The organism is Corynebacterium lehmanniae, assembly GCF_043161975.1.
In the GTDB taxonomy this organism is placed as follows: Bacteria; Actinomycetota; Actinomycetes; order Mycobacteriales; family Mycobacteriaceae; genus Corynebacterium; species Corynebacterium lehmanniae.
The window spans coordinates 519,312-540,970 of sequence record NZ_CP170998.1 but is presented as its reverse complement, the minus strand read 5'-3'; the positions used below and the strand labels follow the sequence as shown (position 1 = coordinate 540,970).

The 21,659-nt window shown below is 66.0% G+C and carries 19 protein-coding genes; 5 read left to right on the top strand and 14 right to left on the bottom strand.

The genetic code is table 11. The features are described 5' to 3' along the window. Positions 1-102: 102 nt before the first annotated feature. Genes ftsY through smc form a run of 3 tightly spaced genes read right to left on the bottom strand, consistent with a single transcriptional unit; the run spans position 103 to position 5,621 of the window. A complete protein-coding gene (gene ftsY, locus ACF3NP_RS02570; RefSeq protein WP_392398937.1) occupies positions 103-1,734 on the bottom strand; it encodes a signal recognition particle-docking protein FtsY in 1,632 nt (543 codons plus the stop codon). 56 nt (positions 1,735-1,790) lie between these two features. Next, positions 1,791-2,138, bottom strand: coding sequence for a hypothetical protein (locus ACF3NP_RS02565; protein ID WP_392398936.1), 348 nt, complete (start codon positions 2,136-2,138; stop codon positions 1,791-1,793). A 24-nt stretch (positions 2,139-2,162) separates the two neighbouring features. Further along, positions 2,163-5,621, bottom strand: coding sequence for a chromosome segregation protein SMC (gene smc / locus ACF3NP_RS02560; protein WP_392398935.1), 3,459 nt, complete (start codon positions 5,619-5,621; stop codon positions 2,163-2,165). A gap of 116 nt (positions 5,622-5,737) precedes the next feature. Between smc and ACF3NP_RS02555 the strand changes: the two genes are divergently transcribed. Further along, the gene (locus tag ACF3NP_RS02555; protein ID WP_074431994.1) at positions 5,738-6,058 is read left to right on the top strand and encodes a helix-turn-helix domain-containing protein; all 321 of its coding nucleotides are present in this window, start codon (positions 5,738-5,740) and stop codon (positions 6,056-6,058) included. Between the two features lie 16 nt (positions 6,059-6,074). Here ACF3NP_RS02555 and ACF3NP_RS02550 read toward each other — a convergent pair whose 3' ends face one another. From ACF3NP_RS02550 to gdhA, 9 genes are read right to left on the bottom strand one after another with little or no spacing between them, the layout of a single operon-like run. Further along, positions 6,075-6,359, bottom strand: coding sequence for an acylphosphatase (locus tag ACF3NP_RS02550; RefSeq protein WP_239356682.1), 285 nt, complete (start codon positions 6,357-6,359; stop codon positions 6,075-6,077). 20 nt (positions 6,360-6,379) lie between these two features. Continuing rightward, complete coding sequence (locus ACF3NP_RS02545; protein WP_034998632.1) at positions 6,380-8,200, bottom strand: alpha/beta hydrolase family protein; 1,821 nt, start codon at positions 8,198-8,200, stop codon at positions 6,380-6,382. Positions 8,201-8,221: 21 nt separating this feature from the next. Then, entirely contained in the window at positions 8,222-9,730 is a 1,509-nt protein-coding gene (locus tag ACF3NP_RS02540) for an alanine/glycine:cation symporter family protein (RefSeq protein WP_392398934.1), read from the bottom strand. 53 nt (positions 9,731-9,783) lie between these two features. Further along, entirely contained in the window at positions 9,784-10,290 is a 507-nt protein-coding gene (locus ACF3NP_RS02535) for a flavin reductase family protein (protein ID WP_392398933.1), read from the bottom strand. Between the two features lie 22 nt (positions 10,291-10,312). Next, positions 10,313-11,134 carry a bifunctional DNA-formamidopyrimidine glycosylase/DNA-(apurinic or apyrimidinic site) lyase gene (gene mutM, locus ACF3NP_RS02530; RefSeq protein ID WP_181888677.1) on the bottom strand — a complete coding sequence of 274 codons (822 nt, stop codon included), beginning with the start codon at positions 11,132-11,134 and terminating at the stop codon, positions 10,313-10,315. Next, entirely contained in the window at positions 11,127-11,894 is a 768-nt protein-coding gene (gene rnc / locus ACF3NP_RS02525; protein WP_269952453.1) for a ribonuclease III, read from the bottom strand. Before rnc ends, mutM begins: the two co-directional genes overlap by 8 nt. After that, entirely contained in the window at positions 11,891-12,427 is a 537-nt protein-coding gene (locus tag ACF3NP_RS02520) for a YceD family protein (protein ID WP_269952452.1), read from the bottom strand. The genes rnc and ACF3NP_RS02520 overlap by 4 nt, the downstream gene beginning before the upstream one ends. A gap of 19 nt (positions 12,428-12,446) precedes the next feature. Next, positions 12,447-13,169: a DivIVA domain-containing protein gene (locus ACF3NP_RS02515; RefSeq protein WP_239307613.1), complete on the bottom strand. Its 723-nt coding sequence runs from the start codon at positions 13,167-13,169 to the stop codon at positions 12,447-12,449. 26 nt (positions 13,170-13,195) lie between these two features. After that, positions 13,196-14,542 (bottom strand): NADP-specific glutamate dehydrogenase, encoded by a 1,347-nt coding sequence (gdhA, locus tag ACF3NP_RS02510; protein ID WP_181888681.1) that lies wholly within the window; start codon positions 14,540-14,542, stop codon positions 13,196-13,198. Between the two features lie 100 nt (positions 14,543-14,642). Between gdhA and ACF3NP_RS02505 the strand changes: the two genes are divergently transcribed. Next, a complete protein-coding gene (locus ACF3NP_RS02505; RefSeq protein WP_392398932.1) occupies positions 14,643-15,770 on the top strand; it encodes a glycerate kinase family protein in 1,128 nt (375 codons plus the stop codon). On the opposite strand, the gene ACF3NP_RS02500 is transcribed toward ACF3NP_RS02505, so the two are convergent. After that, on the bottom strand, positions 15,740-16,129 hold the full coding sequence (locus ACF3NP_RS02500) for a hypothetical protein (RefSeq protein ID WP_311390130.1): 390 nt from the start codon (positions 16,127-16,129) through the stop codon (positions 15,740-15,742). The two genes, ACF3NP_RS02505 and ACF3NP_RS02500, sit on opposite strands and share 31 nt — an antisense overlap. A gap of 31 nt (positions 16,130-16,160) precedes the next feature. Here ACF3NP_RS02500 and ACF3NP_RS02495 point away from each other — a divergent pair, with 31 nt between their 5' ends. From ACF3NP_RS02495 to ACF3NP_RS02485, 3 genes are read left to right on the top strand one after another with little or no spacing between them, the layout of a single operon-like run. Further along, on the top strand, positions 16,161-17,501 hold the full coding sequence (locus tag ACF3NP_RS02495) for a DUF4921 family protein (protein ID WP_392398931.1): 1,341 nt from the start codon (positions 16,161-16,163) through the stop codon (positions 17,499-17,501). Between the two features lie 3 nt (positions 17,502-17,504). Then, a complete protein-coding gene (locus ACF3NP_RS02490; protein WP_269952448.1) occupies positions 17,505-18,758 on the top strand; it encodes an amidohydrolase in 1,254 nt (417 codons plus the stop codon). Between the two features lie 42 nt (positions 18,759-18,800). After that, on the top strand, positions 18,801-21,188 hold the full coding sequence (locus ACF3NP_RS02485) for a glycogen/starch/alpha-glucan phosphorylase (protein WP_392398930.1): 2,388 nt from the start codon (positions 18,801-18,803) through the stop codon (positions 21,186-21,188). Here the strand turns inward: ACF3NP_RS02485 and ACF3NP_RS02480 are convergent, their stop codons facing one another. Continuing rightward, entirely contained in the window at positions 21,189-21,647 is a 459-nt protein-coding gene (locus tag ACF3NP_RS02480) for a GNAT family N-acetyltransferase (RefSeq protein WP_392398929.1), read from the bottom strand. It lies immediately after the preceding gene. Positions 21,648-21,659 lie beyond the last annotated feature (12 nt).

The window sequence follows — 21,659 nt, the reverse complement described above, 5'->3', positions numbered from 1 at the left end:
GCTGCTAGCGGAAAATAATCCCCACAAGACTAGCGCGCGCCCCGGGCAATGGGCACATCACTGTGTCATCGCCGGGGCGCGTGGGCGTCGATAGGCAAATGCTTAGCCGAGCAACGCGTCGACGAAGCTTTCCACCTCAAACGGCGCGAGGTCGTCGGCGCCCTCGCCCAGGCCGACGAGCTTGACGGGCACGCCGAGCTCCTCCTGCACCTGGAAGACGATGCCGCCCTTCGCGGTGCCGTCGAGCTTGGTCAGCACCACGCCGGTGATGTCCACGACGTCGCGGAACACGCGCGCCTGCATGATGCCGTTCTGGCCGACGGTGGCGTCCAGCACCAGCAGGACCTCGTCGACGTTGCTCTTCTTTTCCACCACGCGCTTGACCTTGCCCAGCTGGTCCATCAGGCCTGTGGAGGTGTGCAGGCGGCCCGCGGTGTCCACGAGCACGACGTCCGCGCCCTCGGACACGCCGGTGGCCACGGCGTCGAAGGCGACGGACGCCGGGTCCGCGCCCTCCTTGCCGCGCACCGTGGAGGCGCCGACGCGCTTGCCCCAGGTCTCCAGCTGGTCGGCGGCGGCCGCGCGGAAGGTGTCGGCCGCGCCGAGGACCACGGAGTGGCCCATGGACACCAGCACGCGCGCGAGCTTGCCGGTGGTGGTGGTCTTGCCGGTGCCGTTCACGCCGACGACGAGGATCACGGCGGGCTTGCCGTCGTTGGGCATGGCCTTGATGGAGCGGTCCATCTCCGGGCGCGCGGCCTCGATGAGCGTCTCGCGCAGCATCGCGCGGGCCTGGTCCTCGGTCTCCACGCCGCGCTCGGCGATCTTCTCGCGCAGCGAGTCGGTGACCTTCATGGTCAGCTCGGCGCCGAGGTCCGCCATAATCAGCGTGTCCTCGATCTCCTCCCAGGCGTCCTCGTCCAGGTCGCCCGCGGTGAGGATGCCGAGCAGCCCCTGGCCGATCGCGTTCTGGGAGCGCGACAGGCGCCCGCGCAGCTTGCCCATGCGGCCGGCGGCCGGTGCGATGTCGTCCAGCGGCTCCTCCGTCGGCGCCTCAACGACGACGGCGTCCTCGGAGACCTCGGCACCGTCCTGTCGCGCCTCGTCCGCACTCTCCTGCGCGGCCGCCGCAGCCGCCGCGGCTTCCTCTGCCTCAGCCTCAGCAGCAGCCTGCTTATCGACGGGCTCCGCCTCGACCTCGTCAACCCTCTCCACGGGCTCAGCTGGTTCGACGGGCTGCTCCGGCTCTACTGGCTCTGCCGGCTCGACCGGCTGAGCCGGCTTCTCCTCGGCGACCGGCTCAGCTGGCTCCACCGGCTGCTCCACCGGCGCCTCCGACTCAGCCTTCGCGGGCTGGGTGGTTTCGGTGGGGACCTGTGGTTCGTCGTCACGCGAAATTGCGCGTTCGACCACGGTCTCCTCTTCCTCCTGCTTCGGAGGGACAAAAGCCGCGGCTGCTTCCTGCTTCGGCGCGGGCTTCTCACGGCGAACCGGCTCCGGCTGCTTCGGTTGCGCGTCCGCCTGTGCGAAGTTGAAGCCGCCCTTGGCCTGGTAGTTGCCCGACTTCTCCTGCTGGGTCAGCTCCTTGGGCTCTTCGACCTTGTCAAAGGAGATGGTCTTCGATTCCCTGCGCTTCTTACCGGCGACGACAACGCCGATGAGGATCAGCGCAATGACGATGACTGCAAGGACAATCCAAAACGCAGTGCTGTTGACTAAAGCATTGAGATCCATGCGCTCTAGTGTGCCAGCACCGCCGACATCACGCGGGGACGGGCATCAAGAAGGCCCTAGTGGCTCTTTTGGTAGAGCTCCCCGTCACCAAGTCCGATCCGCAAGTCCCCATTGTCCGATTGAGTGACCGGTAACCGTGTTTCCGCGCCATCCGCGGTGAAGATGAGGTTATCCTCATCGACGGTGCACGACTCGTCAGCCTCCACATTTTCGGGCTCGGCGACGTGGTGCAGCGTGCAGTCGCCCCCGCCGATGGTGAGGGTACTGGTCAGGCTCTCCTCACCAGCTGATTCAACCTTGGTGTAGGTGCCGTCCAGGTCCGCTGAGGTGGAGCATCCGCCAACTACGAGAGCCAGTGCGAAAACACCTACCACCGCCGAGGTACGCGATACAGACATAGTCATCCTTTCTCCAACTTTCGGATGATATTACACTGCGGGCGCAGCCCCGGCAGGCTGCATGCGCTGGGACAGCACGCGGGTCACGCCATCACCGCGCATGGTCACTCCGTAGAGCACGTTCGCCACGTCCATGGTGGGCTTCTGGTGCGTGATCACGATCAGCTGGGAGTCCTGTCGCAGCTCCTCTAGCAGGGCGATGAGGCGGCGGAGGTTGACGTCGTCAAGTGCTGCCTCGACCTCGTCGAGCACGTAGAACGGGCTGGGTCGCGCGCGGAAGATGGCCACCAGGAAGGCAAGCGCCGTGAGCGACTTCTCGCCGCCGGAAAGCAAGGACAGACGCTTGACCCGCTTGCCCGGCGGGCGGGCTTCGATCTCAATGCCGGTGGCGAGCATGTCCTCCGGCTCGGTGAGCACAAGCCGCGCCTCGCCGCCCGGGAACAGGGTCTGGAACACGCGCGGGAACTCGGCCTCCACGTCCGCCCACGCGTCGGTGAACAGCTGCAGGATCTGCGCGTCCACGTCCTCAATCACGTTCGTGAGGTCCTTGCGGGCCTGGATCACGTCGTCGAGCTGCGTGCTCAAAAACGTGTAGCGCTCCTCCAGCGCCTTGAACTCCTCCAGCGCCAGCGGGTTGACCTTGCCCAGGGCGCGCAGGTCCTTCTCCGCCTGCTTGAGCCGCTTCTGCTCGGCGTCGCGGTCGAAGTCCTCGCCCGGGGTGTAGTCCGCGAGCAGGTCGGCGACCGCGATGCCCAACGAGGAGGTGATGTTGGCCTCTGCCTCGTCGATGCGCACCTGCGCTTGCGAGCGCGCGATGTCGGACTGGTGCGCGTTGTCGGTCAGCCGCGCGAGCTGCTGGCGGGTGGCGCCCACCTGTTGGCGCGCCTGCTGCACCTTGCCCTGCAACGAGTTGACCTGCGCGTTCAGTTCGTCGCGCTGGGCGGTGGCGCGGGCGAGCGCGTCCTCGATGCGGGCGGCGAGGTCGCGCGCGTGCTTCTCGACGGCACCGGCCAGCTCCCCTTCCGCCCTCCGGCGAGCCATCGCCGCTTCATGGCGGGCCTTCGCCTGCCGCTCCTGCTCCGCCTGCCGGCGCAACGCGTCGCCCTTACCGGCTTCCGCTTCGGCGCGTTGCTGCGCGGTGCGCGAGGCGAGCGTGGCCTCCATCTCCAGCGACTTCGCGTGGTTGAGCGCGTTTCTGGCCTGGTCGCGCTGCTCCGTCGACGGCTCCTCGGGTGACTCCGCCACGTCCGTGTCCACGCGGGTGAGGCGGTCGCGCGTCTCCTCCAGCTCAGCCTGGCGCTGCGCCAGGCGCGCGTCCGCCTCGTTCGCCCTCGCCGCGGCGCGCTCGTGCTCGGACTTGTTCGCCTCGGCCTGCTTGACCAGGCGGGCGAGGTCGCGGCGCCAGGATTCCACCTCGGTGTCGTGCTCGCGCAGCGCGGCCTTGGCGGACGCGGCGCTGACGCGGGCCTCGTCGGCGGCGACGGTCGCGCCTTCGAGGGTGCCCGCGAGCTCCTCGAGCAGCTGCTGTGCCTCGGCGAGCTCCGCCTTTGCGGCCTCGATGCGGGCGGAGACCTCCACCGTGGACGTCTGCCCCGTGCCGGCGGCGACCCACCCCTCGCCCACCAGCACGCCGGCAGGCGTGACAGCGCGCAGGCGCGGGTCCTGTTCCACCACGCCGCGGGCGGCGGCGAGGTCGTCCGCCACCACCACGTCCGCGAGCAGGCGCGTGACCGGGCCAACCACCGTCGGATCCAGTTCGACGTGGTCGAGCAGCCAGTCCACCTCGCCGTCGGTGTCCAAGCGCCAGGTCGACCCGCCGCGCGCGTCCACCACCACCGTGCGCGCGGCGGACTCCAGTGCGCCGACCGCGTCGTCGGAGACCTCGCCCGCCAGCGCCTCGGCGTGCTCGCCGAGCGCGGCAGCGAGCGCGCGGTCCAGCCCTGGCTCCACGGTGACCAGGCCGGCAAGGGCGGTGAAGCCTTCCAGCACGTCCTCCGCCGAACGCTTCGGCGCCTGCTCCGCCAGGGTGTCAATGCGCGACTGCAGGGTCGCCACGGCCCGCTCGTGCTCGCGCTGCTTCGCCCGCAGCTGGTCCAGGCGCTTGTCGGCGGCGTCGGATTCGGTGTGGGCGCGGGCGAATGCGTCGTCGAGAGGCGAACGCTCCGAGCTAAAGCCCGCAATGCGCTCCTCGACGGACGCGACCTCCGCATCGGCCTCCCGGGCGCGCTGCTTCGTCTCCGCGAGCGTCTCCTCCAGGCGGCGGACCTCGTCCTCGGCCGCCTCGACCGCCGCTGCCTGGGACTCCTCCTGCGCGATCAGGCGCACAACACCTTCACGACGGTCCGCGATCGCGCGCACCTGCGCCATGTGCTCGCGCTCGGCGGCGTCGAAGGCCTCCTGCCGCTCGGCAACTTCCTCGCGGATGGTCTCGAGCTTCTCCGCGGCCTCTTCGGCGGCTTCGAGGGCCTCGGCGTAGCGCTCGTCGGCAAGCGAAGCCCTCGCCTCCAGGTCCTCCGGATCTTGGCCCGCGTAGGGTGCGAACGAGTTGGAACTGCGGGCGCGCTCCGAAGCAATGCGCTGGGTGGCGCTGACGCGCTCAGCCAGCGTGGACAGCGCGAACCACAACTGCTGCGCCTCCTGCGCCTGCGGCTGCAGCTCCTGCTGGCGAGCCTCCACGGCCTCCTGCTCCTCCACCGCGGTCTCCAGCGTTGCGGTGACGGTTTCCATCTGCTCCGCCAGCATCTCGGCGGCGCGTTCGGCGTCGGCGTACTTCGCGCGCAGCCGCACCACCTGGTCGCCGGCGAGCTTGAGCTTCGCGTCGCGCAGCTCCGCCTGGACCGCAGCGCCACGCTTGGCGGCCTCAGCCTGGCGAGCCAAGGGTTTGAGCTGCTTGCCCAGCTCGTCGGTGAGGTCGGTCAGGCGGTCCAGGTTCGCCTGCATGCCCGTTAGCTTGCGCTGCGCCTTCTCCCTGCGACGGCGGTGCTTGAGCACACCCGCAGCCTCCTCGATGAACGCGCGGCGCTCCTCGGGGCGCGAATCCAGGATCTCGGAGAGCTTGCCTTGGCCGACGATGATGTGCATCTCGCGGCCGATGCCGGAATCGGACAACAGCTCCTGGATGTCCATCAGGCGCGCCTTGGAGCCGTTGATCTCGTACTCCGAGGCGCCGTCGCGGAACATCCGGCGGGTGATGGCCACATCGGTGTAGTCGATGGGCAGGCGTTTGTCCGTGTTGTCGAAGGTGAGCGTGACCTCCGCGCGCCCCAGCGGTTTGCGGCCGCCCGCGCCGGCGAAGATGACGTCTTCCATCTTCCCGCCGCGCAGATTCTTCGCGCCTTGCTCGCCCATCACCCACGCGAGTGCATCCACCACGTTGGACTTGCCGGAGCCGTTCGGCCCCACCACCGCGCAGATGCCGGGCTCGAATTTCATCGTCGTCGCCGACGCGAAGGACTTGAATCCTTTGAGCGTCAGCGATTTCAGGTGCATTGGGGCAGTGTAACCCAGCGTGCGCGACGCCAGGCAAGGGAACAAGGAAAGCCCAGTGGACGTGGTCCAAGACTCCCGTAATATCTGCTATAACCGATATAAGAGGGGATGCTGCAATGAGCTACGCGGATAACAATTCCAAAGAAATAGATTTTGGGAGCCACTTGAAGGACCCCGGATTCGCGGGAGCTTTTGAGGATGCCTCCGCCCGGTCCACTCTCGTAGAAACACTGCGTCAGCTCAGGAAAGCGTCCGGCCAGACCCAACGTCAAGTTGCGGACGCCATGGGCACCACTCAGTCTGCGATTTCAGATCTGGAACGGGGTGAATCAGACCCGCAACTGTCGACCGTGCAGCGCTATGCGCGAGCAGTCGGGGCGAAGATCCGTTTCACCGTGGATTCACCTGACTACGCTACGTCCCCGGACTCCCCCTAGTCGTCAAACAGTGAGCTCATCGCTCCTCAAACCCTTCCGCGCCCTTCGGCTCCCCGAACTGCGCCTGGACGTGCTCCACATTTCCCGGGCGCTTCGCAGTCGAAGGCTGCTCTTCAAGAAGGGCTTTGAGCTTCTCGACGGCACCTTCGGCCCCCTCCGCAACCACCTCAACCCTGCCGTCTGAAAGGTTCTTCGCGTATCCGGCCAATCCCAGCTCTAGGGCGCGGGAGCGGGTCCACCAGCGAAACCCCACCCCCTGGACGTTGCCGCGGACATGGGCGGTCATGCGTGTTGTTGTCATGCCACCCAAGCGTAGCGGGGTTAGCGTACCTTCGGACTAAGTCTTTTCTCTTCCGCGTAGCGAATCGCTTTCCGCACCGTGGCGAGCTTCCGATCTGTGTCCTTGAGTCCCGGCGCATTTTTGTCGCTGAACCGTTCAAGCTTTGACCGTTGACGAATAAGGTCACGCTCCAGTTCAGTCCACACGTGCCACACTGATTCATCACACGGCATTCTCCATGTGTCTCGCAGAATCAGCCGGGACAACTGAATGTGGATTACTCCCTCGAATTCCTCGGCGGTGCTCCCTGCGGTCATCATTCCCACTGCAATAGTCCCCGACCCAGCAGACACAAGTGCTCCTGCGGTGAGAAGGCCTCCCACCATGCCACCGGGGCCGAAGGATGCCAATGCACTTGTAACGGCCGCTGCCCCAGCCAGTCCTGGTGCAGCTGGCAGTAAAAGTCCTCCTGAGGCAACTACAGCAAGCGCACCAGCTCCCAGCAATCCCCACTTCATAAGCCGCGTTTTACCAGCCAACGCCTTGGAAGCTTCTTCAAGTGCGTCGAACGCGTCCTCCCCCTGCTGCGGGGTCAGCGCCATCTCCGCCGCAAGCTGCCTCATAGCCGAGATACGCACTGATTCTTTAACCTCCACCTCATATGGAGAGAGAGGATTTTGAAGGGCAAGTGTGATGAGATCCTTCGCCGCTTGGTCGCGGTCCGGGAACAAGTGCACCACCGGAGTGCTGAGGTTATCGGGGTCACAAACCTCATTCGTCTGCAGGACAGAAAGACCGCCAGGTATGGCACGTCGTTCCATTGTGCGTTTAGCAATGAGGTCGTTAATCACCTGAAACTGCGTATCAGAGAGCGCTCCACCGAATCGCTCTTTTGTGTCACCCTTCAGGTTTTCCCGGATCAGGTGCGACAAACGTAGACCCGCAAGAACTAGCTTTTCCTCGTGGTCCATCTGAACATCCACGCCTGTTTCAATCACCGCGAGCTCAGCCGATTGCGCTCCGAATAGAGCATATCCAACTGCTTTACCTACGAGCTCTTCTTCCAGATACTCATGTGCAGAGTGTGCAAAGTACGGATTAACTGGTGTGGACACACGGAGATCCAGCAACCACGGCACAACTGACGAAGCTCCGCGCAGAGCAGCAACGGGATCCCAGTGACTCCAGAAGTTAATCCACCATGCGAGATTGGACGGCGGTTCTTTGAGGTTGGTCTCAAGCTTGCTCAAATCAAAGTTGCCCTGCGCTAGAGGGCTCCCGATAGTGACCATGCCTGCAATTTTGAGGTTGTGCGGTATGCGGGGCAGCAAGTCAGCCGCGATCACGCTGCCCAGGCTGTGTCCGATAAGCACAATTGACCCATCGGCCGGCAACTGCCGGATAACCCGGTTAAGCACATCGCGCCGAACTTTGTCATCGTTCATGTAGTTGCTGGCTTCTCGGAACTTATTGAACCTGAAGGCCGCTGCTGCAGCCATCTCCGCAGCGGTTGCTAGGGGTTTGGGTCCGAGAGCATCTGTGTCGGCGAGGCGACGCTCCATCGCAGCCATGCGCGAATCGAACTCGGATCTTTTCTGGCGACGCTCCGAGGACGACTGTTTCGTCTGCGTAATTGGGGGAATCGGGGCGTCGATTTTGTCTGGGTCGCCGTTGAGTTTCTGAAGGAGATCAGCGTAGGAGGGCTCGACGATACTGACGTCTTCCAACCCCGGGTACCCCGCAGCGTGAAGCCCTCGGGCAAGCCCTTCCTTCCATTTTGCAGAGGAAGGCGCCTCTGGCCCCTTGCTGTTCACGCCGTGCAGATAGACCAGCGTGGGAGTAGTTTTCTCAGGCCGATTCATGGTACCTGAGTTTACAACTGACTAACGCCCGTCGTTGTCCTCGCTGACGGTGATGCGGTCGTCTGCGCTGCGGCGGGTCACCGGGTCGGAGCCGTCCCAGTACTCCACGTTTTTCAGCTCCGGCAGCATCTCGCGGTGGAACACCGGGTCGATGCCCTTGCGGCGCTGGTCGTTGAAGTTTTTCAGCAGCTTCAGCGCCACGCCGCCGAGCGGGACGATAGCGACGATGTTGAAGATGGCGAGCATTCCGGCCATGGTGTCGCCGAGCGCCCACACCAGTGGGACGGAGCCGAACGCGCCGAAGATGACAAAGCCGATGACAACGAGGCGGAACACCGTCATCGCGGTCTTCGAGTCGGTGAGGTACTGCAGGTTCGCCTGCGCGAGGTAGTAGTTGCCGATCACGGAGGAGAATGCCAGGAAGAACAGGATGAACGTGATGGCGTGCGCGCCCCAAGCGCCGACGGAGTCAGCCAGCGCGGACTGGGTCAGCGACGCGCCCTGGATGTCGTCGCGGCCGTAGGTTACGGCCGGGCCGAGCAGCACCACGAAGGCAGTGATGGAGCAGACCAGGAGGGTGTCGAAGTACACGCCGAGGGTCTGCACGAGGCCCTGCTTGACGGGGTGGGACACCGTGGCGGTGGCAGCGGCGTTCGGGGCGGAGCCCATACCGGCCTCGTTGGAGAACAGGCCGCGGCGCATGCCCTGCATGAACGCCGCACCAACACCGGCGCCGACAACTTGCTCAAGGCCCAGGGCGTGGCCGACGATCATCTCGATCATTCCCGGAATCTCGCGCCAGTTGATCACCAGCACGGCCAGGCCGATGAGGATGTAGGCGCCGGCCATGAACGGCACGATGACCTGGGTCCAGGAGGCGATGCGGGTCACGCCGCCGAAGATGACCAGGGCGGTCAGGGTGGCGATCACAGCGGCGACGACGCCTTTCAGCACGACGGAGTCGGTGCCCAGGGAGCCGCCGACCGCCTCGACGATGGAGTTGGTCTGGATGGCGTTGTAGACAAAGCCGTAGGTGATGGCCAAGAACGCGGAGAAGATCACGGCGAGCGGCTTCCAGCCCAGGCCGCGCGTCATGTAGTAGGCCGGCCCGCCGTGGTAGTTGCCCTCGGCGTCCTTGGTCTTCCACAGCTGCGCAAGGGTGGACTCCACGAACGCGGTCGCGCCGCCGAGCAGGGCAAGCATCCACATCCAGAACACCGCGCCCGGCCCGCCGATGGAGATCGCCAGCGCCACGCCAGCGATGTTGCCGGTGCCCACGCGCGAGGCGGCGGAAATGGTGAAGGCCTTGAATGCGGACAGGCCGCCGTACTCTTCATCGAGGTCGCGCCCCTCGCGATCCTTGCCCTTCGGGGTTTCGGCGACCGCCTTGAGCATCTCCGGGAACAGGCGGATTTGAACGAACAGTGTGCGCACGCCGAAGTAGACGCCGGCGAGGACGAGGAACACGGGGACGACGTTCCAGATCACGCCGTTGAGAGTGTCCTCGACGAATGAGGTAGCGGTTTCCATGGCGGGCAGTGTATCGCCAGGTTGCCCACATCACACAACGACGGGCCTTTGAGCTACCCCTCCACCGCCGGTGTGCACACCTCACCAGGCTGAATCGCGCCGTGGGTGCCAAACTCGCGCTGCCAGTACAGCAGCGGGCAGTTGGTGTTGACGTCGGTGGCGGCAACGTCGACAAGCACGAGCACATGGTCGCCCGCCTCAATCCTCTGCGCGACCCTCCCGGCCACCCAGGTGTGGTTGCCGGGCAGCTGCGGCGCGCCGTCCGCCATCTGCCACTCCACCCCCGCGAAGCGGTCCACCCCTTTGGATGCGAAGCGCCGCGCGAGCAAGTTCTGCTCGGTGGAGAGCACATTAATGCCTATCGACGCACCTTCGGGCAACAACGCCAACAGCGACGACCTCTTGTCCAGAGACACCAGCACCATCGGCGGATCCAGCGACAGGGACATAAATGCGCTGACGGTGGTGCCGTGCGGGTCTGTTGCGGAACCGGTGGTCACGATCGCCACCGCGGCAGCCAGCTGGCTCATTGCGTCTTTGAATGCTGACTGATCAACCATGCCGCACCACCGTACTCGCGCGCTAGCGCACTTGGCAGACCGGGCAGAAGTAACTAGAGCGCCCGCCGACCGTCACGCGCTCGATCGGGGCACCACATCGCGCGCAGGGCTTGCCCGCCTGCCCGTAGGCGTTGAGCGAGCGGGAGAAGTACCCGGACGCGCCGTTGACGTTGACGTACAACGAATCAAAGCTGGTGCCGCCCTGCTCCAGCGAGCGGGCCATCACCTCGCGCGAGGCGTCCAGCACGGCCTCCGCGTCACGCTGGCGCATGGTTTTCGCGCTGCGCCAGGGTTTCAGGCGCGCGGCCCACATCGCCTCGTCGGCGTAGATGGAGCCGATGCCGCTGACCACCTCCTGGTTCAGCAGGACATTCTTCAGCGGCGACCGTCTGCGCCGCATCGCACGCGCGGTCTCGCGCAGGTCGAAGTCGTCCTCGAACGGGTCGGGGGCGATGTGGACGGCGGGCTGCGGAATGCCGTCGATAAGCTGCGTGTACTGCCAGAATCCGAAGGTGCGCTGGTCCACGAAATCTAGCTCCACCTCCCCCATGTCCGCGCGAATACGCAGGTGCGGCGATGTTACGGTGCCATGCTTTGCGACGAGCATCTGCCCGCTCATGCGCAAATGCACGAGGAGTGCTGCGCCGTCGCTGAGCGTGAACCACATGTATTTGCCGCGGCGGCCGGTGCCGGTGATGGTCAGACCCGGCAGGGTTTGCTCCAAGTCCACGGTGTTGCCGCGGGCGGCGCGGGGGTGCAGCACCTCCACGCGCTGGAATGTGCGGCCGACCACGTGCTGGTCCAGCCCGCGGCGCACCACCTCAACCTCGGGCAGCTCAGGCATTGCCGCGCACGGCCTCCGCTGCGTGGTCGCGCAGATACAGCACCGCCTGGTGGGCCGCCTCCTGCTCCGCCAGCTTCTTGTTCGGGCCGGTGCCGGTGCCGCGGGAAACGCCGCCCACCAGCGCCTGCGCGGTGAACGTCTGGTTGTGCTCGGGGCCGGACGCTTCGGAGACGTACTCGGCCACCGGCAGCTTCAGCTCGGCAAGGCGCACCTGCAGGTCGGTCTTCCAGTCGTGGTGCTTCTTGTTCACGGTGGCGGTGCGGAGCTTCTCGTCGAAAAGCTTGAGAATCACATCGCGCGCCGGCTCGAAGCCGTGCTGCAAGTAGATCGCGCCGAAGATGGCCTCGGTGGTGTCCGCGAGGATCGACTCCTTCTCGCGGCCACCGGTGAGTTCCTCGCCTTTGCCGATGAGTACGTGCTTGCCCAGGTCGATCTCCCGGGCGATGTCGGCCAGGCCGTAGCGCGAGACGATGGCGGCGCGCATCGGCGACAGGTCGGACTCCGGGCGCGACGGGTACAGCTCGAACAGCTTGGTGGCCACGGACAAGCCCAGCACGGCGTCGCCGACGAACTCTAAGCGCTCGTTGTTGGGCAGGTGCCCGTGCTCGTTGGCGAACGAGCGGTGCGTCAGCGCAAGCTTCAGGCTGTCGCGCTCGATGTCCACGCCGAGGTGCGCAATAAGCGGGGCGTGGTCGACGGCGTCAAACGTCTGCTCCCACAGCTCGTCCGCGTTGCCTTTGTTCTTCTTCGAGCGGCTCACAGGAACTTCTCCAGGTCGGCCCAGCGCGGGTCGACCAGGTTGTTCTCCTCGCCCTCGACCGCGTCCGGGGCGGGCACGTCAGTGTCGCCCTCGCACTCCGGCTGGCAGGTGGGGTTGAACGGCCAGTTCATGCCGGCCTCGTCCACGAACGCCTGCTCCAAGTCCACGGTGCCGTCGACAACCTTGCGGATCTCGTCGCCGGAGCCCTGGTCCTCTTCTTCCTCACTGTCGCCGGTGATGAAGTCATCGGAGGCGGAAAACACCTCGGAAATGCGCAGCGTCTCGGTCGGGGTGAGCTCCTTTAAGCAGCGCACGCACTGCCCTTCAAGCTGCGCGGTCGCGGTGGCATCCACCATCACGCCGGAGCCCAGCGGGATCAGCGTCGCCTCAACTTCAACCTCGCGCCCTGCCGGGATGGCAATCATCTCGGGGCCGATGCGCGACGGGGACGGGCCTGTCTGTGTCACCGTCTCTGGGGTGCCGTCGCCGCCGAGGACGTCGCTGACATCGAATACGAAAGGATTGGTAGACATAACGGCAACAGACTACCCGTTAGTAGTCGTCGCGTCGGCCGCGAACCGCAGCACCAGCGGCGCCGGCGCCGCGGCGCAGCGCGGAGCGGTCGGAGGAGACGGTCTGCAGCACGTTTCGCAGCCCCTCCTCAAACTCGGCGAGCTTGGAATCGACGTAGTCGTCGCACTCCGAGCGCAGGCGGTTGGACTCTGCGGTCGCCTCATCCACCAGGCGGTGCGCCTCCTCGTCGGCGCGGCGCATGACCTCGGACTCGGAGATGAGGCGCTCCTGCTCCGCCAGGCCCTTGTCCACGGTGCGCTGGTACTCCGCGTTGCCGGACTCGACGATGTTGTCGGCCTCGCGCTGCGCATTGTTCACGGTCATCTCGGCCACGTTCTGCGCCTGGGTGACCATCATGTTGGACTCTTCCTCCGCGTCGGTGACCAGGTTGGTCGCGCGCGCCTGCGCGTCGGAGAGCATCGACTCGGACTCGGAGTGCGCGTCGGAGACGATGCGGCGGGCATCCTCCTCTGCATCGCCGACGAGCATGTCGGCGCGGTCCTGCGCCCCGCGCAGGATCTCGTCCTGCTTGTCCAGCACGTCCTGCGCGTCGTCCAAGTCGACGGGCAGGGCGTTGCGGAGGTCGTCGAGAAGCCCAAGCATCTCGTTGCGGGGAACCATGCAATTGGAGGTCATGGGCACGCCGTAGGCCTGCTCCAGGGTCTGAACTAGCTCATCCAGGGCTTCAAAAACGCGGTACATGGTGCCTAAGCGTACCCGCTGAAACGTTAAATCACGCCCTGGGCGAGCATCGCGTCGGCAACCTTTTTAAAACCGGCGATATTTGCGCCGATGACGTAGTCGCCTGCGTGGTCGTATTCCTCTGCGGTGTCCTTGGCCACCGTGAAGATGTTGGACATGATCTGGTGCAGGCGGTCATCCGTGTAGTCGAAGGACCAGGAGTCGCGCGAGGCGTTCTGCTGCATCTCCAGCGCGGAGGTGGCCACACCGCCGGCGTTGGCGGCTTTGCCCGGGCCGAAGCAGACGCCGCGCTCGCGGAATACCTCCACCGCTTCGGCGGTGGACGGCATGTTCGCGCCCTCCGCGACGTAGCGCACGCCGTTGTCAACAAGGGTGCGCGCATGGTCGCCGTTGAGCTCGTTCTGCGTCGCGCACGGCAGCGCCACGTCCGCCTTCAGGTCCCAGATGGAGCCGTCGCTGTGGAAGGTCGCGCCCGTGGCCTCCTCCACGTACTCGGACACGCGCCCGCGGCGCTTCTCCTTGATCTCCTGGACGAGCTCGATGTCCACGCCGTTCGGGGTTTCCACCCAGCCGGAGGAATCGGAGAAGCCGACCACAGTTGCGCCGAGCTCCTGCGCCTTCTTCATCGCGTAGATGGCCACATTGCCGGAGCCGGAGACGATCACCTTCGCGCCGTCGATGGAGTCACCGTTCGCCTTCATCATCTCGTTGGTGAAGTAGACGCTGCCGTAACCGGTGGCCTCCTTGCGCACCAGAGAGCCGCCCCAGGTCAGCCCCTTGCCGGTGAGCACGCCGGACTCGTGCTGGTCCACCAGGCGGCGGTACTGGCCGAACAGGTAGCCGATCTCGCGGGCGCCCACGCCGATGTCGCCGGCGGGCACGTCACGGTACTCGCCGATGTGGCGCCACAGTTCCGTCATGAAGGACTGGCAAAAGCGCATGATCTCCCCGTCGGAGCGGCCCTTCGGGTCGAAGTCGGAACCGCCCTTGCCGCCGCCGATGGGCAGGCCGGTCAGGGAGTTTTTGAAGATCTGCTCGAAGCCGAGGAATTTGATGATGCCCAGGTTCACGCTCGGGTGGAAGCGCAGCCCGCCCTTGTACGGGCCGAGCGCGGAGTTGAACTGGACACGGAAGCCGCGGTTGACGCGCACATTGTTGTCGTCGTCCAGCCAGGGCACGCGGAAGATGATCTGGCGCTCCGGCTCGCAGAGGCGCTCGATCAGGCCGTAGTCCGCGTAGTGCGGGTCCTTGCCCAGCACGATCTTCAGCGAATCCAGCACTTCGGCAACCGCCTGGTGGAACTCCGGCTCGCCCGCGTTGCGCTCCAGCAGTTTCTGGTAGTAGCCGGCAACTTCTTGGTCAATCGCGCTCATTGGGCGTGGCCTCCGATATCTATAGCTATGCAGAATTGTGTACCGGACAAACTTTACAACACCATTCGGCCCCGCGTGGCCGGTAGCTAAACTCTCCCCCATGGTTTCTCCCCTCGACGCAGTTCCGTCGCCCAAAATCGTTGTCGCGCCGGACTCCTTCAAATCCACCGCAACCGCCGCCGAGGCCGCCGAATGGCTCGCCGAAGGTGTGCGTTCCGTCATCCGCGACGCGCAGATCGTGCTCACCCCCATGGCCGATGGCGGCGAAGGCACCTCGTCGTTGTTCGAGGGCGAGCGCATTTGCTTGCCGACGACTACCGCGGCCGGCCGCCTCACCGAAGCGGAGTACACCTTCCACGCCCCGAGCAAGACCGCCTACATCGACGTCGCCGCGGCCTCCGGCCTGCCCGCGGTGGACGAGCCGGTGCCGCTGACCGGCGACACGTACGGCACCGGCGTGCTCATCGCGGACGCCGAGACCCGCGGCGCTGAGCGCATCGTGCTGGGGCTCGGCGGCACCGCAACGATCGACGGCGGCACCGGCATCCTCGTCGCCCTCGGCGTCAACCCCCTGGACCAGGCCGGCTACCAGCTCAAGCCCGGCGGCGGCGCGTTGGAGCAGCTGGCGAACTTCGACACCGCGAAGGTCAACGTCCCCGCCGGCGCGGTGGAGTGGGTGCTGTTGACCGACACCACCGCGCCCGCCACCGGACCCCAGGGCGCGGCGCACGTGTTCGGCCCGCAGAAGGGCGCAACAGTAGACGACATCGAGGTGCTCGACCGGGGCCTGGCGCGTCTGTGCGAAGTCGCGGACGTGGACCCGGCCACCCCGGGCCTAGGCGCTGCGGGCGGCGTGGGCATCGGCATCACCTGGCTGTCCACCATGCTGCACGGGGACTCATCCCACGTGCACATCCTGCCCGGCGCGCGCGTGGTGGCGGATTCCAACGGGCTCGCGGAGCAGGTCGAGGGCGCGGCGCTCATGATCACCGGCGAGGGCCGCTTCGACGGACAGACCGGCACCGGCAAGGTCGCCTCCGTGGTCGGCGAACTGGCCCGCGAGGCCGGCGCGGCGTTCGCGGTCGCCGCAGGGCGTTTCGACGAGTTGCCGGCCGAGGGCACCATAGCGGTCACTCTTGCGGAGACCGACAACGTGCGCGAGCAGCTCACCCAGGCCGGCGCTGAGATCGCCGTGGCCTACCTGAACACTTCCACGGTCCAGGGGTAGATCGAGGGCGATTCGAACCGGTCCTGGTCTTCCAGCAGCACCGGGTCGCGCGGCAGGTCCACCTTCGGGGTGAGGATGCGCGACAGGCCCATGGCCAGGCGGTTGAGGCTGTCTGCCCCCTCGGGCGTGATGCTGTAGCGGAACACCTCGGCGTCCGCGGGGTCTTCGCCCCGGTCCCGCTCGTAGGTTTCGGCCAGCTGCGTGCGCACGGAGTCGTCGATAAGCACCCGCTCCATTTCCACCGTGCCCGAGGTGAGCATCTCCCGGTGCACGAGGATGTCGAGTGCGCGCTGGAAGACCTCTTTGACCTCGCCGGCGACGGTGGGTGGGACGAGGACGTCGAATTGGATCACAGACATGCGTGTAAGGCTAACCGGTATGGTTGCGTGCATGTCTAACCCCGCCATGAACCCCGCGCACTCGTACCACGTTGCACTGCGGACCATGGCGGACGGGACTTTAAAGCAGGTCAATCCGTTCTCCGGCACCGAGGTGTGGACGGTTCCAGGCCGCGGCAACAGGCCCCTTACCACCACAGGCGCCCCGCCGGAGCCGTTGATGCCCGGCGCGCACGCGGACACCTGCAATTTCTGCGAAGCGCGCAAACTGCGCACCCCGCCGGAGAAGTCGCGGCTGGTCGCCGACGGCGAGGGGTTTGCCATCCTGCGCGACGCCATGCCCGACGAGTTAGACAACACAGTCGCGGAGTTTCGGCGGGTGCCCAACCTGTTCGAGATCGTCTCCTACGACTACTGGCAGAAGAACTACGGCTACGAGATGCCCACGGCGCGCCGCGTCCACATGGAGCGCTACCTGGCGGATCCCGCCGGGCGCGAGCATGTGCTGGCAACCGTGCGCACGCGCCTGGCTGCGGCGGGCCAGGACCCGGACAGGCCCGACGAAGAGCTGCTCGAGCTTGCCCCGGCGTACTTCGGCGGCGGCCACGACGTGATCATCGGCCGGCGCCACTTCGTGGACGGTGCGGAGAACTCAGCACAGCTCGCCGGCTCCGGGTCGCTGACCCCGGAGGAGCACTACCGCTTCATCGCGTTCACCGTTGATTCGCTGCGCGACTTGGTGGAGCAGCACACCTACGCCCGCTACGTGGTGGTGTTCCAAAACTGGCTCTCGCCCGCCGGCGCGTCGTTCGAGCACCTGCACAAGCAGCTGGTGGCCATCGACGAGCGCGGCGTCAACGCCGAGACCGAAACGGCGAAGCTGCGCCAGAATTTGAATCTGTACAACGACTGGGGCGTCAACCACGCGTTCTATCAAAACCTGGTGATCGCGGAGAACGACCACGCCATCCTCACCGCCGGCGTGGGCCACCGCTACCCCACCATGACGGTGTACTCGAAGTCGCGCGCCAGCGAGCCGTGGGAGCACACGGACGAGGAGGTCCGCGCGGTGTCCGACCTGCTGCACGCGGCGCACGCCGCCACCGGCGGGCAGGTGGCCACCAACGAGGAGTGGCACTACCGCCCTGTGGACCTGGACGTGCCCATGCCGTGGCGCATCAACCTGAAATGGCGCATCTCCACACTCGCCGGCTTCGAGGGCGGCACGCAGATTTACGTGAACACGCTCTCGCCGTTTGACATGCGCGACCGCGCCACCGCGGCACTTCGCACATTGCGTAGCGACGGCCACGTGTCTGCGTCGTTACGCATCGCCGAGGAATGTACCCCGGCACCCAACCTATTGCGTTATAACCCAAATTTGGAGAGATGAGTTTTGAGTAATATTTCCGAGATTTTGCGCTCCTACTCCGTGGACGAGGTGTGGCAGCGCCGCCTCTACGAGCTGCTGCACGCAAACCCGGAGCTGTCCTTGCAGGAGGAGGAGACCTACAGCCGCCTGATGATGGAGCTGTCGCGCTTCGACTGCGAAGTCATCGCCCCGATCGGCAAGTTCGGCATCTGCGCCGTCTTCGAAAACGGCGAGGGCCCGACTGTGATGCACCGTGCGGACTTCGACGGCCTGCCCGTGACCGAGCAGACCGGCGCGCCGTACGCCTCCCACAAGGTGGCCAAGACCGCGGACGGGCAGACCGTGGGCACCATGCACGCCTGCGGCCACGACATCCACACCACCGCGCTGCTGAGCATGTGCGACTTTTTGGACAACACCCGCGAGCACTGGTCCGGCACTTTTATCGCCTTATTCCAGCCCGGCGAGGAGATCGGCGCCGGCGCCCAGGACATGGCCGACGGCGGCCTGACCGAGAAGGTGCCCGCTCCGGATGTGGTCTTCGGCCAGCACGTCATGCCCGGCCGCGCCGGCAAGGTGATGTCTAAGCCGGGCCCACAGTTCGCCGCCTGCGACTCCATCCGCATCAAGATCCCGGGCCGCGCCGCCCACGGCTCCATGCCGCACAACGCCATCGACCCCACCTACACCGCAGCGATGATCATTGCCCGCCTGCAGGCCATCGTCGGCCGCGAGGTGGACCCGGCGGACTTCGCCGTGGTCACCGTGGCAAGCATGCACGCCGGCACCACCAACAACATCATCCCGGGCGAGGCCGAGCTGGTGCTCAACTGCCGCTTCTACTCCGACCGGGTCAAGGCGAAGGTCTACTCCGCTATCAAGCGCGTGGTCCACGCCGAGGTGCTGGCCTCCGGCTCGCTGGACCAGGCCATGATCTCTTTCTTCGCCCACGGCGAGCTGCTGGACAACGACGAGGAAGTCTTCACCCGCGTGCGCGAGCAGTTCGACGGCGTCTTCGGCGACGCCTCTGTCACCGCCGACCCGAAGACCGTCTCGGAGGACTTCCCCGTCATCGGCCAGGCCTACGGCGCGCCGTACTTCTTCTGGCTTGTCGGCTGCACGCCCCACGACGTGTGGGACAAGGCCGTGGAGGAAGACCGCGTCGGCGAGGACGTGCCGGTCAACCACATGTCCACCTTCCTGCCGGAGTACGAGCCCACCATCGACGCCTCCACCCGCGCAGGACTGACCGCGGCGCTGACCTACCTAGCTAAGTAGCTCACCTGCACGTCTGCGACCACGCCGGTACGCTCGGGGCACATGACTGCCACCACGCCACCACCATTCGAGCAGACCGTCGAGGGCCACGTCCGCAGCTTCTCCGGCCGCGCGCCGCAGGACTCCACGGTGAAGAAGTTCTGGACGGGCCTTTCGGCCGCCACCGTCGAGCAGATCGCCGACAACTGGGCGAAAACCCGCAGCGCCTACAAGAACACCCGCCGTGCCTCGTACTTCTCGGCGGAATTCCTGGAAGGTCGGGCGTTGCTGAACAACCTGACCAACCTTGGGCTCGTCGATAAGGCGAAGGCTATCGCCGAGGAGAACGGCTTCGAGCTTTCGGACGTGCTGGAGGCCGAGCACGACGCCGCCCTCGGCAACGGCGGCCTGGGGCGCCTGGCCGCCTGCTTCCTCGATTCCGCCGCCGAGCAGGACTTCCCGCTGACCGGCTACGGCCTGCTGTACCGCTACGGGCTGTTCCGCCAGGAGTTCGAGGACGGCTTTCAGCGCGAGCACCCGGACGCGTGGAAGGAATCGTTCTACCCCTTCATCATCCGCCGCGGCTCCGAGCAGCGCATTGTGAAGTTCGACGACATGCACGTGCGCGCCATCCCCTACGACATGCCGATCACCGGCTACGGCACCGACAACGTGGGCACGCTGCGCCTGTGGGACGCCTCCCCGATCGCCGAGTTCGACTACGACGCGTTCAATTCCCAGCGTTTCGCCGACGCGATCCTGGAGCGCGAGGCCGTCCACGACATCACGCGCGTGCTCTACCCCAACGACTCCACCTACGCCGGCAAACTCCTGCGCGTGCGCCAGCAGTACTTCTTCTGCTCGGCATCGCTGCAGGAACTCATCGACGATTACATCGCCGCCCACGGCGACGACCTGCGTAACTTCCACAAGTACAACTCCATCCAGCTCAACGACACCCACCCGGTGCTGGGCATCCCCGAGCTGATGCGCCTGCTCATGGACGGGCACGGCCTCGGCTGGGACGAGGCCTGGGAGGTGACCACCCACACGTTCGCCTACACCAACCACACGGTGCTGCAGGAGGCGCTGGAGACGTGGGAGGAGTCCATCTTCAAGCAGCTGTTCTGGCGCATCTGGGAGATCGTGGAGGAGATCGACCGCCGCTACCGCCTGGACATGGAAGCCCGCGGCGTGGACGCGGAGACGGCGCACCACTACTCCCCGGTGCACGACGGTCGCGTGCACATGGCGTGGATCGCCTGCTATGCCTCCTACTCCGTCAACGGCGTGGCGGCGCTGCACACCGAGATCATCAAACGCGACACCCTCGGCTTCTGGCACGGCCTGTACCCGGAGCGCTTCAACAACAAAACCAACGGTGTGACGCCCCGCCGCTGGCTGCGCATGTGCAACCCGCGCCTGTCCGAGCTTTTGGACCGCCTCTCCGGCTCCGACGCGTGGGTCACCGACTTGGACAAGCTCAAGGAACTCCGCCCGCTTATCGACGACCCAAAGGTGCTCAACGAACTCCGCGACATCAAGGCGGCGAACAAGCGCGACTTCGCCGAGTGGATCCGCGAGCGCCAGGGCGTGGAGATCGACCCAGACTCCATCTACGACACCCAGATCAAGCGCCTGCACGAGTACAAGCGCCAACTCATGAACGCGCTGTACATCCTGGACCTGTACTTCCGCATCACGGTCGACGGCGAGCGCGACGTGCCGAAGCGCACCTTCATCTTCGGCGCGAAGGCAGCCCCGGGCTACGTCACCGCTAAGGGCATCATCAAGCTCATCAACACCATCGCTGAGCTGGTGAACAACGACCCGGAGGCCTCGAAGTACATCCACGTGGTGTTCGTGGAGAACTACAACGTCTCCCCCGCCGAGCACATCATCCCGGCCACCGATGTCTCCGAGCAGATCTCCACCGCCGGCAAGGAGGCCTCGGGCACCTCGAACATGAAGTTCATGATGAACGGCGCGCTCACGCTCGGCACCATGGACGGCGCGAACGTGGAGATCGTCGACGCCGTCGGAGAGGACAACGCCTACATCTTCGGCGCCCGCGAGGAGGAGCTTCCGGAGCTGAAGGCGCACTACAACCCGCGCCAGGTGGCCGAGCAGACCCCAGGGCTGATGCGCGCCCTCGACGCGCTCGTCGACGGCACCTTGGACGACCGCGGCACCGGCGCCTTCCACGACATCCGCGCCTCGCTGCTCGAGGACAACGGCTACGGCGAACAGGACGTCTACTACGTGCTCGGCGATTTCGCCGACTACCGCGAGGCCCGCGACCGCATGGCCGCCGACTACTACGCCGACCCGGACGAGTGGGCCCGCAAGTGCTGGATCAACATCTGCGAGTCCGGCCGCTTCTCCTCCGACCGCACGATCCGCGACTACGCCGAGGACGTGTGGAAGATCGAGCCCACCCCGATCAACTAGCTACCCGCGCACCATGCGCTTCAAGGTGACGTCGTCGCCCGCGTGGTGCGTTTCCTCGCCGTCGAAGGCGAAGCCCTGCTTGGTGTAGAAGGCCTGGGCGCGCTCGTTGAAGTCCGCCACCCACAAGAACGCGGGCTCGCCTGGGCGCACGACCGCGTCCAGGAGTTGCTCGGATATGCCGTTTCCGGCCGCCTCCTCGAGCAGGTAGAGGTTGCACAGCTCAGTGCGCTCGCCGGGCACGCCGTAGGCCATGCCCACAGCCTCGCCGTCCACCTCCGCAAGGAAGACGCGGCCGTCGGGGGCGTCGAAGTACTCGGCCCACTTGAGCTCCAGGGGTTCGAAGTTGTCCAGCACCTCGTCGGCGATGCGTCCGCGGAACGCTTGTGCGCGGGAGCGGTTGTGCACGGCGGCGACAGTGGCGGCGTCTTCGGCGCGAGCTGGCCGGATTGTGGCGTCCATGCAGTTAAACGC